Origin of the sequence: Streptomyces smyrnaeus (assembly GCF_017676345.1) — a bacterium.
Lineage (GTDB): Bacteria > Actinomycetota > Actinomycetes > Streptomycetales > Streptomycetaceae > Streptomyces > Streptomyces smyrnaeus.
Genome location: NZ_JAFFZM010000007.1, coordinates 148,509 through 164,341, shown reverse-complemented (window position 1 = coordinate 164,341; position 15,833 = coordinate 148,509). Strand labels below are relative to the sequence as shown.

General features: G+C 70.3%; 9 protein-coding genes and 1 pseudogene. 8 read left to right on the top strand and 2 right to left on the bottom strand.

Annotation, left to right across the window (positions count from 1 at the left end; genetic code table 11):
* Positions 1–10 precede the first annotated feature (10 nt).
* The gene (locus tag JW613_RS13770; protein ID WP_209211091.1) at positions 11–1,948 is read right to left on the bottom strand and encodes an AfsR/SARP family transcriptional regulator; all 1,938 of its coding nucleotides are present in this window, start codon (positions 1,946–1,948) and stop codon (positions 11–13) included.
* A 110-nt stretch (positions 1,949–2,058) separates the two neighbouring features.
* Between JW613_RS13770 and JW613_RS13765 the strand changes: the two genes are divergently transcribed.
* The 8 genes and pseudogenes from JW613_RS13765 to JW613_RS13730 all read left to right on the top strand — a co-directional run bounded on the left by JW613_RS13765 (position 2,059) and on the right by JW613_RS13730 (position 15,249).
* On the top strand, positions 2,059–2,937 hold the full coding sequence (locus tag JW613_RS13765) for an alpha/beta fold hydrolase (protein WP_209211090.1): 879 nt from the start codon (positions 2,059–2,061) through the stop codon (positions 2,935–2,937).
* Between the two features lie 267 nt (positions 2,938–3,204).
* Positions 3,205–3,677, top strand: a pseudogene (locus JW613_RS13760) (MerR family transcriptional regulator); the annotation flags it as partial.
* Positions 3,678–4,278: 601 nt separating this feature from the next.
* Positions 4,279–4,815: a cupin domain-containing protein gene (locus JW613_RS13755; protein WP_307865885.1), complete on the top strand. Its 537-nt coding sequence runs from the start codon at positions 4,279–4,281 to the stop codon at positions 4,813–4,815.
* A gap of 113 nt (positions 4,816–4,928) precedes the next feature.
* On the top strand, positions 4,929–5,549 hold the full coding sequence (gene wrbA, locus JW613_RS13750; protein WP_209211088.1) for an NAD(P)H:quinone oxidoreductase: 621 nt from the start codon (positions 4,929–4,931) through the stop codon (positions 5,547–5,549).
* A gap of 184 nt (positions 5,550–5,733) precedes the next feature.
* A complete protein-coding gene (locus JW613_RS13745) occupies positions 5,734–6,375 on the top strand; it encodes an NADPH-dependent F420 reductase (RefSeq protein ID WP_209211087.1) in 642 nt (213 codons plus the stop codon).
* Positions 6,376–6,911: 536 nt separating this feature from the next.
* On the top strand, positions 6,912–8,279 hold the full coding sequence (gene mgtE, locus JW613_RS13740) for a magnesium transporter (RefSeq protein WP_209211086.1): 1,368 nt from the start codon (positions 6,912–6,914) through the stop codon (positions 8,277–8,279).
* 1,008 nt (positions 8,280–9,287) lie between these two features.
* Positions 9,288–14,021 carry a non-ribosomal peptide synthetase family protein gene (locus tag JW613_RS13735; protein WP_209211085.1) on the top strand — a complete coding sequence of 1,578 codons (4,734 nt, stop codon included), beginning with the start codon at positions 9,288–9,290 and terminating at the stop codon, positions 14,019–14,021.
* Complete coding sequence (locus tag JW613_RS13730) at positions 14,014–15,249, top strand: 3-deoxy-7-phosphoheptulonate synthase (protein WP_209211084.1); 1,236 nt, start codon at positions 14,014–14,016, stop codon at positions 15,247–15,249. Before JW613_RS13735 ends, JW613_RS13730 begins: the two co-directional genes overlap by 8 nt.
* Before the next feature lie 2 nt (positions 15,250–15,251).
* Here the strand turns inward: JW613_RS13730 and JW613_RS13725 are convergent, their stop codons facing one another.
* On the bottom strand, positions 15,252–15,779 hold the full coding sequence (locus JW613_RS13725; RefSeq protein ID WP_209211083.1) for a MarR family winged helix-turn-helix transcriptional regulator: 528 nt from the start codon (positions 15,777–15,779) through the stop codon (positions 15,252–15,254).
* Between the last annotated feature and the right edge of the window lie 54 nt (positions 15,780–15,833).

Sequence of the window (15,833 nt, the reverse complement as noted above, 5' to 3'; positions counted from 1 at the left end):
GGTCGCGTTCTCACTTCGCCCCGGCGCACGCTTCCGCCTCCGCCAGGTACCGCGCCACAGGGCCCAGGGTCAGCGTTCCGCTGGCGGCGCCGGCGTGCTCTGCGCGGGCATCGCGCAGGGCGGTCGCGGCGCGTGCGGCGATCGCGCGCTCGCCCAGACGTACGGCGGCGTGCGCGGTCAGACTCCACAGAGCCTCCTGCATGTGGTCACACGGTGGTTCGGACGCTGCCGCGAGGGCGGCACGGGCCTCCTCGACCCGGTCTTGGGCGAGCAGCACAAGGGGCAGTACCCAGGGCCGGTACGGGCCCCAGTCGAGGTGTGGGTCGGTGGGCGCGGGCCGGTCGTGCAGCAGGCGCAGTCCCAGCAGGGCGAGCGGGAACAGGCCACGGTGCAGCCCCGGCATTCCGGCCGTCCGGAGGGCGTCCTCGGCAGCGCGGTAGTGCGCTGCGGCCGTGGCGGCGGTCGGTCCGCCGGGTTCGGTGCTGCGGGCGGCCGTGACCCGGGCCCGGAACCACTCGGTGAGGACGGAGACGAGTGGCGCCTCTGTGGTGGCGGCGAGCTGTTCGGCGGCCTCGGCGTGCGAGGCGGCGGCGTCGAGGTCGCCGAGAGCTGAGGCGGACTGCAGGCGGACGAGTCGGCCGAGTACGGCGAAGTTCGGCAACTCGTGCCGGGTGGCCACGTCGAGCATCTCCGCGCCGATCGTGTCCCGTACTGCCGCGAGCCCGGGGCGGGTGAAGGATTGCAGGAACACCCCGTTGAGGGCGAACACCAGCAGGGCCGGATCGGCCAGGTCCCTTGCCAGCGCCTCGGCCTGTCGCGCCGCCTGCTGCGCGCGTTGCAGCTGGCTCCCGGACAGATCGGCGCTGCGGCTCTCGACGGCGACCGTGGCCAGGAGGCGGGCACGCAGGTCGGCGGGACCGTCGGGGCCGAGCGCGGTGAGCGTGCGCTCGGCAGCCGCCACGACGGCGCGGGACTGCTCGGGGTCGTCGGCCCGGCTCCAGATGGCGGGCACATCGTAGGCGCCGATGATCCGGGCGGTCAGGGAGCAGTCTCCGGTGCGCTCTGCCGCCTCGATCGCGGCGAGGCGGTCGCGCCGCGAGTGGACGAGGGCGTCGCCACCCGCCAGCGCGAGGGTGCGGGCCAGATCCACGGTGGTGCGCGGGCCGAGCCGGACCCCAGGGCCGGTCCACGCGGTGCGGGAGCCCTCCAGGGGTGTGGACCCGTTGAGAATGTCCGTCTCCAGGCGCTGCAGATCGGCACCGGGGTCGAGCCCGAGTTGGTCGACGAGCATCGCGCGGGCCCGGCGAAGGGTGGCCAGCGCGTCGGCCTGGCGGCCCGCGCGGTGGAGCGCGCGGGCGAGCAGCCCCCAGGCCGGCTCGCGCCACGGATGTTCGGCGACGTGGGTACCCAGTTCGGCGATGAGTTCGGCCCCTTCCCCGGAGTCGAGGAGGATACGGGCGCGCAGTTCCACCCCCTCCAACCTCAGCTCCTCCAGCCGGGTCCGCTCGCGCTGTGCCCACGCGGAGTCGAGTACGTCGGCGTAGGCGGGTCCGCGCCAGGCCGCGAGTGTTTCGCCGAGGTCCGTCACCGCGTCGGGGTCGCGCCGGGCACGGGCCAGAACGTCCTGGAACCGATGGACGTCCACATCCTCGCGCGGCAGGCGCAGCGCATAGCCGGGACCCTCGGTGACCAAGACGCGGGGCGGCTTGCGGGGCGGCCGGTCGGGTTCGAGAGCCCGGCGCAGCGCGGCGACGAACGTACGCAAAGCGCCCACGGCGCGGACCGGCGGGTCGGTCCACAGGTCGTCGACCAGGCTGTCGGTGGTGACCATCCGCCCCTCGGCGGCGACGAGCCGGGCCAGTACCTCGCGATGGCGGGGTCCGCCCAGGTCAATCGGGGTGCCGTCGTCGCGGAGGGCCCGCACGGCACCGAGCACGTCGATTCGCATACCCCCATCTTCTGCGCCGGGGGCCGGCCGCGCCCAACCGTACTGATCGGCTGCTGATCGCCGTCGCCCAGGCTGATCCCGTCAATCCCCACCAGAAGAGATGGCCTTTCATGACGCTCACCATTCCCGGCTTCGAGCATGTCCGCCTGCCCGGCGCGAACGGTGTGGAGCTGGCTGCCGCTGTCGGCGGCAGCGGCAGCCCGGTCGTACTGTTGCACGGTTTTCCCCAGACCCATCTGATGTGGCGCCACGTCGCCGAACGGCTCGCCGACGAGCACACGGTGATCTGCCCTGACCTGCGGGGATACGGCGCCAGCGACAAGCCGGCGGCCACCGACCCCGACGTGTACGCCAAGCGCACCATGGCAGCCGACGTCGTGAACCTGGCGACGGCGCTGGGCCACGAGCGCTTCGCCCTCGTCGGCCACGACCGAGGCGCCCTGGTCGCCTTCCGAGCAGGGCTGGATCACCCCGAGACCCTCACGCACCTGGGCATCCTCGACATCGTGCCGACGCTCGACATGTGGAACGTCCTGCACGGCGTCTCGGCGGCGGTCGGCTACCACCTGTTCCTCATGGCGCAGCCGCCGGGCCTGCCGGAGCTGATGATCGCCAACAGCGCGGACGCGTTCTTCGGCTCCTTCCTCGACGCCTGGGCCGACGACCCGACCGCCGTACCGCCGCAGGTGCGTGCCGAATATCTGCGGGCGAGCGCCGCAGCGGTGACTTCGATCGTCGCGGACTACCGCGCCTCGGCGGGCATCGACGTCACCCACGACCAAGCGGACCTGGACGCCGGGTCGCAGCTGGCCATGCCCGTGACGGTCGTCCAACAGGACTGGGGCGCGCAACTGGGCTACGACGCCGCCGGGGTGTGGAAGGCGTGGGCGCCCGACCTGGACCACCGGCTGACCCGAGCGGGGCACTTCATGGCCGAGGAGGCCCCCGACGAGATCGCCGCGGTGATCCGCGACCTGCTGACCCGCTGAGTCTCCTGCCCTCGACCCGCCCGCCGGGCCACGGTCGCCCGCCGGGCCCGGGGCTCGGCGGGCGACCAAGGACGCCTGCCCGACGGTCCGGGCCCGTCCATGCGAACGTTTCCTAGTTCTGCTCCAGGGAGGTTGGTTTCCGGCGTGACGCGGCGTACGGCCGGGGCCTGCGCTTCGGCTCCTGCTGCCGCGAGTGCGGCTCATGACCCTCACGTGACGTCAGGCTGCACAGTCGGTGCCGTGGAAGATCACTGGACCCTGGCCATCGGCTCCTACGAGCCTGCTGGTCGGGACGTGATCGTGGTGGAGCCATCGGCGGGCATGCGGGAGCAGCGGCCTGCCGGCTCGGCTTCACCGTTCACCACTGGGGGGACCCGATAGCGGGGCTGCGCGAGATGCGGCGTGTGGCCCGCCGTGTGGTGGTGCTCACGTTCGACACCGACGAGCCCGGACGGCAGAACCGGTTCCGGCTCAACCGCGACCACCTGCCCGAGTTCGCCGCCGTCCTCGCAGGATATCCCTCGCTTGCCGGGATGGCCGACTGGCGCCGACCGGCAGCGCATCCGGGGGATCACGTGCGCCGTGCGTCGTCGGTGTGGACGAGGGTCGGTCCTGAGGCAGAGCAGCGGGCGGTGCGCAGCCTCAGCGACGACCTCGACTCCGGCCGGTGGGCCGAGCGCAACAGCGACCTCGTCCACCTCGACGCAGCAGGCCTCGGCCTCCGCCTGCTCATCTCCTGATTGGACGCCGGTCGCGCGACTCCTGACCCGGCAGCCGTCAGTTCAACGGTGGCGCGCTCCTCCTGCCGGTCGCGATGCTCCACTGCCACCCCGCCAGTCCTCCGCCTCCCCGTCCTCGTCACCGGGTCGGGCCGCGACCGGATCGCGCAGCGGACGCAGACCGCCGTCGGCGTATGCCTGCATGATCTGCTGTCCCAGCTTGCCGTTGCAGTTGCCCCGCGTCTGCCCGTCCGCCGCGAATGCCTACCGCAGCGGGGGCGGCCGTCCCTCGCGGCCGAGCAGCCGCAGGAGGTCGTACGCCCGGACCCCTCCACCGCGGCTGGCGCAGCCTCCGCGTCCAACGCGCTCGTCGGTGCCTCGCGTCCGCCGGCTCCGTTGCGTCGGCCATGAGTCCTCCCGCACAGGTAGCTGAGCACTCATTTAGTTGACACTCACGCAACTGATGTTAGCTTAGTACTCACTTAATCGGCTCTCACCTAAGTGTCGGGGGTGCCACTCACGGCTGTCCATGACTCCGCGTCCACGGCCAAGCCGACGCCCGCCCCGGCTACCTACCGCTCGGGTTCCTGTGCCCGACCTGCCGCACGTCCGAGGAGGAACCGTGTCCTATCCCGATCCGCGCTACTTCGGCGAGCACGGCGAGATCAGTGCCACCTTCCGGCCCGCGACCACCGCGCCCGACTTCGTCTCCATGCCCACCACCACCTGCGATCCGGGCGACCTCGGCGATCCCGGCAGCTGCGATGCTCCCCGGGGCACCGCCTACCACTACTTGTCCACCACCGTCTCCACCGGCGGTGAATACGGCCTGTACCGGGTCGACATGGGCCCGGAAGCCGGCGGACCCGGTACGCACTTCCACAAGGCCATGTCGGAGTCGTTCTTCATCCTGTCCGGCACCATGCGCCTGTTCGACGGTCGGCGCTGGGTGGACGTCACCTCCGGCGACTATCTGTACGTACCCGTCGGCGGACTGCACGCCTTCCGTAACGAATCCGGCGAACCCGCCTCCATGCTCATGCTCTTCGCCCCCGGCGCACCGCGCGAGGAGTACTTCGAAGGCGTCACCCAGCTGGCCGACCTCAGCGAGGAAGAGCGCACGGAGTTCTTCCTCCGCCACGACAGCTATTTCGTCTGACGCCGCTCCGCCTGCCCCGGCGAGTCTCACACCCGCCACCCACACCCGCCACCCACGGCCGGTCACCTACCACCGACCACACCGAAACCATCTATCGAAGGACGAGGTTCCCCATGATCAACGTCGCGGTCATCTACTACTCCTCCACCGGCAACATCCACACCATGGCGACGGCCGCCGCCCAAGCGGCCGGGAAGGCCGGCGCTGAGGAGGTCCGGCTGCTGAAGGTAGCCGAATTGGCGCCCGCCGCAGTCATCGAGAGCAACCCGGCCTGGGCCCAGCACGCCGCTGCCACCGCCGACATCGCCGAGGCGACGCCGGCCGACCTGGAGTGGGCCGACGTCGTGCTCCTCGGCACTCCGACCCGATTCGGCCTGCCCGCCGCACAGCTCAAGCAGTTCATCGACACCACCGGCGGCCTGTGGGCGGAGGGCAAGCTGGTGAACAAGGTCGTCTCCTCCTTCACCTCCACCTCGACTGCTCACGGCGGTCAGGAAAGCACCCTCCTGGCGTTGAACAACACCTTCTACCACTGGGGCTCGATCATCGTCCCGCCCGGCTTCGCCGACCCCGTCCAGTTCGACCCGGCCAACGGCAACCCCTACGGCGCCAGCAGCATCTCCGACAACAGCCCGGACAACGTGGCCTCCGCCAATCTCGCCGCAGTCGAATTCCAGGCCCGCCGCGCCGTCGAGACCGCCTCCGCACTCAAGCGCGGACGCCTCGCCGCCTGAACAGCACTCCAGGCAGGGCCGACGACCCCCGCCCTCGCCACCGATCCGCGCCGCCCGATGTGTTCGGCACTGCATCCGACATGGACCAAGCCGTTCGCATCGGCCTGACCGGCCTGGGCGGCGCTGACCTCACCGGCGTACGCAGCCGGATACACCGAACAACAAAGAAGGCCTGACTCACATCATGCGCATAGGAATCCTGGGCACCGGCAACGTCGCCCGAGCACTGGCCCATGGGTGGCGCGTCACAGGACACGACGTCCTCCTGGGCTCGCGCAGTCCCAGGGAGCGGACCGACCTCGGTCTGTCCGTAGCGGGCCTGAACGAGACTGCCGCCCATGCCGAGGTGCTGGTCAACGCCACGCCGGGAACGGTTTCCGTGGACTTGCTGCGCTCCATCGGGGCACCGGCGTTGGCCGGTACCCTGCTGATCGACATCGGGATCGGCCTCTCGGACGACTACACCGAGCTTTCGCACCCCAACAGCAGCCTCGCCGAGCAGATCCAGGAAGCTTTCCCCCGGACCCCCGTCGTCAAGACGCTGTGCACCATGGACTCCACCGCGATGACCGCTCCGGGAAGTCTGGACGGTCCGAGCACGGTCTTCCTCTCCGGCGACGCCGCCGAAGCCAAGAGCACGGTCGGGCGACTGCTCACCGACCTGGGCTGGCCCCCTTCGTCCCAGCTGGACATCGGCGGTATCTCCACCGCACGCGGGCAGGAACACTTCGCCTTGCTCTTCATGGGCATCGCAAACGGGCTCGGGTCCCACACGTTCAACATCAACGTGGTCCCGCGCTCCGCTGCCCAGCACCCGTCCATGTGACCAGCACCGGGGCGGGCCCGAGCTGGAGGAGCAAGGCTCGCATGTCCCAGTACTGCTCGGCCAGGTCGTCGTGGCGTGGTCGACGACCTGGAACCCCCGCGGTCGAACCCGCGGGGGTTCCCGGCTTGGGGGATGAATGTGCTCTTCCCGATGCGGACGATGGTTGCGCCGACGGGGAGAGGGGCGGGGGCAGAAGCCGTCGCGGTGGCGAGGGCCGGCACGAGCGCCGAAGGGCCACGCGATGTTTCGAAGCGCTGGAGCCCGGTCACGGCGGGGAAGGCGGAGGTGCCGTTCGGCCGGGACGTGCCGACCGGACGCCGCAGGATATCCTGCGATCGCGTGGTCAATCCGGTGTGACCGGCCGGCAGTGGAAGCGAGAGCAGGAGGTGGAGCTTTGATGCTCAGTGAACCTCCTAGTCCGTATGCCGCGTAGCACCGCCCGGCCGCCGCTGTAGAAGCGGCGGCGCCGATCGGTGCTAGCGCGCGGTCGCTCGATGCCCGACGTTCGATCCCACTGCTGTGTTGAGGACCTTGCCATGCCGCAGCCGCACCTGTCCCCAGAGCCGAGCGCGGAGCCGGCCGAGTCGTTGCGCGACCTCGTCCAGGGTCATCGGCTGGATGCCGCCCAGGAGTGGCTGGAGACCTACCCGCCACATGTGACCGCCGACGAGCTGGCACGCATGGACGCGGTGGACGCCGGGGTGGCGTTCCGGTTGCTGGACAAGGACCGGGCGCTGACGGTGTTCGAGGAGCTGGAGCCGGTCGACCAGCAGCAGATCCTGGAGGGGCTGCGGGACCGGTCCTTCCTGGACCTTGTGGAGGGAATGGATCCCGACGACCGGGCCAGGATGCTGAAGGAGGCCCCGGCCAAGGTCGTCAAGCGAGTGCTGGCCGGGTTGAGCCCCAACGAACGGCGGATGACCTCCGCGCTGCTGGGCTATCCGGAGGGCTCGGTCGGCCGCCACATGACGCCCGAGGTGGTGGCGCTGCCGCAGGATCTGACCGTCGAGCAGGCGCTGCGGACCGTACGGGCGAAGGGAGCGGACGCGGAGACGGTGTACACGCTGCCCGTTGTGGACTCCGGCCGCCGGCTGACCGGCATCGTGGAGCTGCGCGAGCTGGTCCTCAATCCGCCGGAGACACTGGTGTCCAAGCTGGTCGTCACCGAGCCGGCCTCCGGATACGCCACCGACTCCGCCGAGGCCGCTGCCCGACTGATGCGGGAGACCAACGACCTGAACCTTCCGGTGGTCGACAGCGAGGACCGGCTCGTCGGGCTGTTCACCATCGACGACGCCGTGGAGGTCATCGAGGCGGCGGACACCGAGGACGTCGCCCGTCAGGCCGGTGCCGCCCCCTGGGCCGGCCACTACATGGCCGCCTCCGTCTGGCAGCTCGCCCGCTACCGGGCGCTGTGGCTGAGCCTGCTGCTGGTCGCGGCGACCTTCACGGTCGGCGTGACCCGGGCGTTCGAGGCCACGTTGGAACAGGTCGCCTCGCTCGCCCTGTTCATCCCCATGCTCATCGGGGCGGGCGGCAATGCCGGTGCCCAGGCCGCCACCGCATGTGTACGCGCTCTGGCGGTCGGCGAGGTGCGCGGCTCGGACCTGCTGAAGGTGATCTGGCGCGAGTGCCGGGTGGGCCTGGTGCTGGGTTCGCTGCTGGCCGCGCTCGGCCTGGTGGTGGGCACGATGTTCGTCAGCGCGAAGATCGCTCTCGTGGTCGGCATCACGCTGGTGCTCATCTGCGGATGGGCGGCGACCATCGGTGGCACCATGCCCCTGCTGGCCAAGCGGCTGCGGATCGACCCGGCAGTCGTCTCCGCCCCGATGGTCACGACCCTGGTGGACGCCACCGGTCTGATCCTCTACTTCCTGACGGCCAAAGCCGTGCTGGGCGTCTGACCCGCCCACCGGTCGACCTCGTCGAACCTTGCGCAGCCCCCCCACCGCGGGGACACGGTGTCAGGCGGGCGGACGGAGCGGACCGCACCGGTCGGCATGCCTGCTGTGCGAACTGCCACAGCAGTGGTCGGCCCCCGCAGAGGTGTGCGGGTCCAGATGTCGATACGGGGCTCCGCTCTGCCTGACAGGGCCGGTGCGCCGCCGGCTCTTCCGCGCGACGGTGAACATGGCCCAAGGGCGCCGGTCGGAACGCGCCGGTCGGAAACGCTTCGACGGTATAAGTGGTTGAATTTTCAGAGGAATTGAGCCTCGGCGGGGGATCGTTCGGCTCGGCGGGTGTCTTGACCCTCCGTCGGCGACGGTGCGAAACTCGCACTGCTCCAGACATCACCATGCACGGAAACTCGCCGGCCGAGATGGGGCGGGTTTCCGCACCCGCCTCGCGGGTAACGCCCGGGTCGGTCGCACTGCGGGGAGAGCCGCGTAGGGGGCGTGACGGGGAACGTGAACGGCAACGCATTTCTGTCTGTCGAGAGGCATTCTCCGCGTCGTCCCCGGATGAGAGGCCCGGCGCGGACAGTGGGCGCCGAGCGGAGCCGAAGAATCGATGAAGCGACCACATTTCCGCACTCGCTGTCTTCTGCTGCGCCATGAGTGATCCGGCGCCGGGGTGTGCCGCCTGAGGGTGCCGCGGTGGGGCGAACTCCCTCGTTCCGGTTGCTGTCCGACGTGGTTGCGGTTGCGGTTGCGGCTCCGGCCGTGGCTGCGCCGGGGGCGCCCGGAGGTCCGCCGCTTCCCGCCGGTCGGAGCGCACCCCGCCGGTCCGCCGATTGTTGGCCCCGTTGTCCGAAGTGCCGGTCGTCCGTAGCGGCAGCCCTCGTGGTCCGGGAGTGCCCTGCGAGTCGGTGAGAAGAGTTTTCCTTGACATATGCGGTCGAGAGCGATCAGACTCGTTGCCGCATGGCAATCAGGTGATTGACCTGTGTCTTGATGGGGGGAGCGTTGAACGTGCGAAGTCCTCTCGAATCGGTGCTGGAGCAGGCATGGAGAAACCTCGCCGGGCCGGTCGATTTCGCCACCGCAGTGGCCGTTGACCGGCAAGAGGGGCAGTCGGACCTGGTTGCCGAGTACGGCTCGGTCCTGCGACAGGTCTTTGGTTTTGATATCGCTGCAGCAACTATCTCTGCTCACGACAGCCTGACAGGGCTGGCAAGCTGCCTCGAGCGGCTCCGAGAGGGTGAGCAACAGCAACGGGGTGAGGCACCCGCATCCGCGCCCACCCCCGCCGCCTCGCACACCGACGCGGCCGAGGACTCACCGCCGGCCTCCTACGGGCAGGCCGGACTGTGGTACATCGACCAGTCCGCCGTGAACCCCGCGATCTACAACGCCCCCCTCCTTCTGAAGCTGGGTTTCGCGGCCGATCCGGCTCTGCTGGAGAAGAGTCTGCGCCGCGTGGTCGCACGGCACGAAGTGCTGCGCACCACCTTCACGATGGTGGACGGTGAGGTGGTCCAGCGCATCTCTCCGGAACCGCAGGTCGATTTCTCGGTGGCGAGGTATGTCGACGACGCGGAATACCACGAGATTCTCCGACGCGTCATGGATACGCCGTTCGATCTGGAAAAAGGCCCGCTGCTGCGAGTGGTGTGCGCGATCGACCGGGAAGAGCGCATCCACGTGATGTGCAATGTGCACCACATCGTCTTCGACGCCACATCGGTCGGACTCTTCCTCGAGGACTGGTTCTCCGCATTCGTGAAGCTTCGCGACGGCCTTCCGGACACTGCGGAGCCACCGGCGGCCCAGTACCGGGATTTCGTGCGCTGGCAGCGCGAACGCCTGGATTCCGCCTCGCTCGACCGCATCCTGGACTACTGGCAGAAGAAGCTTTCCGGGCCGCTTCCCCTGCTCGACCTGCCGCTGGACAAGCCGCGTCCCTCTTCCCGCACCCGCGAGGGCGACGTCAGCCGTTTCCAGGTTCCGCCCGAGCTGGCCGACAAGCTCCGCAAGCGGGCCGCCCAGGAGGGCGTCACCCTGTACATGCTGCTGCTGTCGGCCTACGCGGTCTTCCTCCACAAGTACACGCGCCAGTCGGAAGTGCTGATCGGCAGCCCGGCCTCGCTGCGGGACACACCGCAGACGCAGCAGATGCTCGGCTACCTGGTCAACATGATCGTCCTGCGCCAGCGGATGACCGCGGACATGACGCTGGCCCAACTGCACCGGGCCGTGCGGGAAGACGTCATCTGCTCGCTCCAGCACAAGCACGCCCCGTTGGACAAGATCATCGAGCGGGTGCAGCCCGAGCGGAGCACCGGCCACTCGCCACTCTTCCAGACCATGTTCGTGATGCCGAACAGCGACGCGACGACCCTCGACCGGCTCGGAGTGGACGTCCAGGTCGAGCTGTACGGCAGCCACAGCGCCAAGTACGACCTGTCCCTGATCGTCGAGGACCGCGACAGCGACGGCGGCCTCAGCGGCATCTTCGAGTACGACACCGGACTGTTCCACCGCAGCACCGTCGAGGCCATGGGGCGGCACTTCGTGCATCTGCTCCAGCAGTTCGCGGACACCTCCGAGGCCCGACTCGATCAACTGCGGCTGCTCGACCAGGAGCAGGAGGCGGCAGCGGTACGCTGCTGCAGCCGCGAACGCGGGTCGGCGGACATCCGACCGGTCATGGACCTCTTCCGCGAGCAGGCGCTGCGGACACCGGACGACATCGCCGTCGAGTACGGCGGACGGCGGCTGACCTACCGGCAGCTCGACGAGCGCTCCAACCGGCTGGCGCACTACCTGCGCAGCCGGGGCGTCGCCGCGGGCTGCCGGGTCGGGATCTTCCTGGAGCGCTCCGAGGAGCTGGTGGTCGGCCTGCTGGGCGTGCTCAAGTCGGGGGCCGCCTATGTGCCGATCGACCCCTCCTATCCGCAGGACCGCATCGGCTACGCCCTCGGGGATTCCGACGCCCGGCTCGTCCTCACCCAGAAGGACCTCGGCCACCGGCTGCCGGCCGGTCAGGAACTGCTCAACCTGGATGAGGCGCGGGACGCCGTCGCCGCGTTCCCGAGCACCGACCCCGGGCCGGTGAAGAGGCCGCAGGACGAGATCTATGTGATCTACACCTCGGGCTCGACAGGGCTGCCCAAGGGCGTCGTTCTCAACGACGCCACGATCGCCAACCTCGTCGAGTACCAGCTCGACGTCACCGCGGTGGGGCGGGGCGCCCGCACTCTCCAGTACATGAGCCTGTCCTTCGACGTCTCCCTCCAGGAGATCCTGGGCACCTTGTGCGGGGGCGGGACCCTGGTGCTGATCCCGGACGAGCTGCGCAAGGACCTGCACCGGCTGGCGGAGTTCATGCGGCGCGAGCGGATCGCCAGGGCCTACTTCCCCTATATCGCCCTCCAGCACCTGGCGGCGGTCGCCACCGGCGCCGGCCTGCGGCTCGACGCGCTGCGGGAGGTCGTCTCCACCGGCGAACAGCTCGTCGTCTCCCCGCAGATCAGGGAGTTCTTCGCCGCTCACCCCCGCGCCCGGCTGTGGAACATGTACGGGCCGTCGGAAACGCACGTGGTCTCCGCACACCGGCTGCCCGACGACCCCGCAAGCTGGGGGGAGACCGCCTCCATCGGCCGGCCGCTGCCGGGGTTCAGCATGCTCGTGCTGGACGCGGGCGGGAACCTGGTGCCGCCCGGCATCCCGGGGGAGCTGTATCTGGGCGGCGAGCTGATCTCCCCGGGATACAACCGGCTGCCGGAGGAGACCGCCCGACGGTTCGCCGTCCATCCGCTGCTCGCCTCCCCCGACCGGCCGAAGGGGCGCATCTACCGGACCGGCGACCTGGTGAGGGTCGATGCCGAGGGCAACTTCGAGTACCTGGGCAGGGTCGACGACCAGGTCAAGATCCGCGGCTACCGCGTCGAGCCGGCCGAAGTGGAGGCGGCACTCAACAGCCTCCACGTCGTGGACGCCTCGGCCGTCGGCACGGTACGGCTCGACAGCGGCGACACCCGACTCGTGGCCTATCTGGACGCCCGCGAGCGGATGGACGACGGAACGCTCCGAGAGCTGCTGGCCGGTCTGCTGCCCGACTACATGATGCCCTCGCACTTCGTGCACCTCGACCGCATCCCGACGACACCGAGCGGGAAGATCGACCGCAAGAAGCTTCCGGAGCTGTTCGAACCGACCTCTCCCGTGGCCTCCGCGCCGCCCACCACACCGACCGAACGGGAGATCGCGAACCGGTGGAGCGCGCTGCTGAAGACCGAGGACATCGGGGCGCACGACGACTTCTTCGCCCGGGGAGGCCACTCGATCCTGGCCACCCAGCTCGTCTACCAGCTGCGCGACCACTTCGGCGTCGACGTCCCGCTGCGCGAGCTGCTGGACCGTCCCACCGTGGCGGGCATGGCCGCCTGCATCGACGCGCTCCGCGCCGCCCCGGCCCAGGCCGGCCCGGCTCCCACCGCGCGGTGTCGGCAGGACCTGCGTGCACAGATCCGGCTGCCGGAGAGCGTCCGGGTGCCCGCCGGGTACCGGCCTGCCGAGGAAGGGGGGCGCAGGACACGCGAGGCGCGGGACGTGCTGCTGACCGGGGCCACCGGTTTCCTGGGCACCTATCTGCTGCGGGATCTGCTCGCCCACACCGATGTGCGTGTCCACTGCCTGGTCCGGGCCGCGAACCATGCGCAGGCCCGGCAGCGGCTCAAGGACGCCGCCCTCGGCTACGACCTGCGGCACGACCTGGACACCGACCGGGTCGTCCCGGTGCTGGGCGACCTGTCCCAGGAACATCTGGGGCTCGACCGCGGGACGTACCGGGAGCTGTCCCGTTGCATCGACGCGGTCTACCACGCCGCAGCGCACATCAACTTCGTGGCGCCGTACGCCTCGGTGAAGCCCACGAACGTGGACGGGATGGCCGCGGTCCTGCAGTTCTGTGCCGAGGGGCAGCCCACGCCGTTGCACTACGCGTCCACCATCGCCGTCTTCTCCCCGGCGGAGGACCGCGAAGTGATCACCGAGAGCTGCGTCCCCGAGGACCACCGGCAACTGGGCATCGGGTACACACAGAGCAAATGGGTGGCCGAACACCTGGCGCAGGCGGCACGGGAGAGGGGACTCCCGGTGAGCGTCTACCGGATGGGCCGGATATCCGGGGACGCGGCCACCGGCGCCTGTCAGGCCGACGACTTCCTCTGGCGGCAGATCAAGAGCTTCATCCAGCTCGGTACGGCGCCTCCGCCCGAGCAGTTGACGACCGACCTGCTGCCGGTCGACTTCGTCAGCCGTGCCTTCGTTCTGCTGTCGCGGCACAGCGAGGGCAACGAGACCTTCCACCTCTTCCACCCGAGCCCCGCCACCTTCGACGTGGTGCACACCGCCATCCGGGAGGCCGGATATCCGCTGGAGGTGGTCTCCTCCGAGCAGTGGTTCGCCTCCCTGGAGGCCGCCGCGGCCCGCGCCGGGGACAACGCGCTGGCCGCTGCGGTGCCCCTCTTCCAGGAAGGCGCACTGGAACTCGGGGAGAACGTCTACGGCAACGACACGACGCGCCACGCGCTCCAGCGCCTGGGCATGGCGTTCCCACCGATCGACGTCGAGGCAGTGTCCCGGATGATCGACTACTTCCGACGGGGCGGGGGAGCTGCCATGAGCCGTCCGTGCTGTACGTCCCGCAGTCCGCGGCCTGCGCGGCACCGACAGAAGATGAGGGGACCAGACGGTGAGTGACAGCGCTTCCCTCGGCGTCCGCCATCAGTCCGGCCTCGAACCCCTCACAGCCCTCACCCGGCCGGCGGCCCAGCAGCCCGAGTGGCCGGACCGGGACCGGGCCGGGTCGGTCAGATCAGCTCTCGCGACGAGCCCGCCCCTGGTCCGCTGGGAGGAGGTGCGGGAACTCGGGACGCTCCTCGCGCGGGTCGCCGAGGGAGAGTTGTGTGTACTTCAGGCAGGGGACTGCGCCGAGGACCCCGCCGAGTGCGGCGCCGCCGACGTCGCACTCAAGACCGAGATGCTCGACGTGCTGGGCGACATCATGCGGGTGGGCGCCGGACGGCCCGTGGTGCGGGTGGGGCGGCTCGCCGGGCAGTTCGCCAAGCCGCGTTCCCGGGCGCACGAGACGGTCGACGGTGTCCGGCTCCCGGTCTTCCGGGGGCCCATGGTCAACGGGCCGGAGCCCACGCCGGAGGCTCGCCGCCCGAACCCCGCGCGGCTGCTGGACTGCCGCGCCTCCGCCGAGCGCAGCCTCCGCGCGCTGGAGGCCCTCGGCAGGGGCGCCGGCTGCCACCCGCGGGAGCGGGTGTGGACCAGCCATGAGGCCTTGCTCCTCGACTACGAGGGCCCGCAGGTGCGCCCGACGGGGGAGGGCGGCCACTATCTGTCGTCGGCCCACTGGCCGTGGATCGGCGAGCGGACCCGGCAGCCCGGCAACGCGCATGTGCGGCTGCTGGCGCGACTCGGGAACCCGGTGGCGTGCAAGGTGGGCCCGGAGGCGACGGCCGAGGAGGTGCTGGAGCTGTGCACCCTCCTCGACCCGCGCCGCATCCCCGGCCGGCTCACTTTGATCGCGCGCTTCGGCGCGGGGGCGATCGGCCGGCTGGCGCCGCTGGTGCGTGCCGTGCGCGGGGCCGGTCATCCGGTGCTGTGGATGTGCGACCCGATGCACGGGAACACCGTCGCGGACGGCACCGGTTTGAAGATCCGGCACCTCGACGCCGTCATGAACGAGCTCCGCGGGTTCCTGTCCGTGGTGGCGGACGCCGGGGGCAGGTGCGCGGGCCTGCACATCGAGTCCTCGCCGCTGGACATCAGCGAGTGCGCGGGCGCGGGTGTCACCCCGATACGGGGACCGCGCTACCGGACACTGTGCGATCCGCGGCTGAACCTGATGCAGGCCGTCGCCGTCGTAGCCCACTGGCAGCCGATCACCCGGCCCGGTGTCCAGCCCTCGGCGACGTGAGGTCAGGACGGGTGGACCGGTTGCTGTACGTCCTGGGCGGCCCGTGAACCGTGCTCCTCCGGCCGCTCGTGCAGCAGGTCGTTGATGGAGTCGGCGACCTTCTGGCACATCTCGGCGAAGAGGGCCTGCTCTCCCGGGGAGAGCACCGAGGCGGCGGCGTGGACGTTTTCCCGATGGCTACGAGCTGTGCGCGCGAGGAAAGCATGCCCCTTGGAGGTCAGCGACGTCGTCTGCTCCCGCTTGTCCTCTCCCAGCGAGGCCTGCTCGACCAGTTCCAGATCCTTGAGGACGCGCAGCGCCTTGGAGGTGGTCTGCCGGGAGATCCCCAGGGACTCGCTCAGCAGCGAGGGGACCATCGCCCCGCGGATGCGCAGCGTTTCCAGGACGTCGTACTGCTGCCAGTTGATGACATCGGGGTTGGTGCGGGTACGGCGGGCGACCAGCACGCACTGCAGGAAGGACAGCGCGTCCTGCAGCGCGGGCGGCGGATCCACCGGCTGGTCCGGGGTGGCGACCTGCGGGTCGGTCATGTGTACTACTCCACTTCGGGGTATGAGCGGGGCCGGCCCGGCAGGCCGGGCCGT

Coding starts and splice junctions, on each gene's coding strand:
- wrbA (WP_209211088.1), top strand. CDS start 4,929: ATGATCAACGTCGCGGTCATCTACTACTCCTCCACCGGCAACATCCAC.
- JW613_RS13745 (WP_209211087.1), top strand. CDS start 5,734: ATGCGCATAGGAATCCTGGGCACCGGCAACGTCGCCCGAGCACTGGCC.
- JW613_RS13765 (WP_209211090.1), top strand. CDS start 2,059: ATGACGCTCACCATTCCCGGCTTCGAGCATGTCCGCCTGCCCGGCGCG.
- mgtE (WP_209211086.1), top strand. CDS start 6,912: ATGCCGCAGCCGCACCTGTCCCCAGAGCCGAGCGCGGAGCCGGCCGAG.
- JW613_RS13725 (WP_209211083.1), bottom strand. CDS start 15,779: ATGACCGACCCGCAGGTCGCCACCCCGGACCAGCCGGTGGATCCGCCG.
- JW613_RS13770 (WP_209211091.1), bottom strand. CDS start 1,948: ATGCGAATCGACGTGCTCGGTGCCGTGCGGGCCCTCCGCGACGACGGC.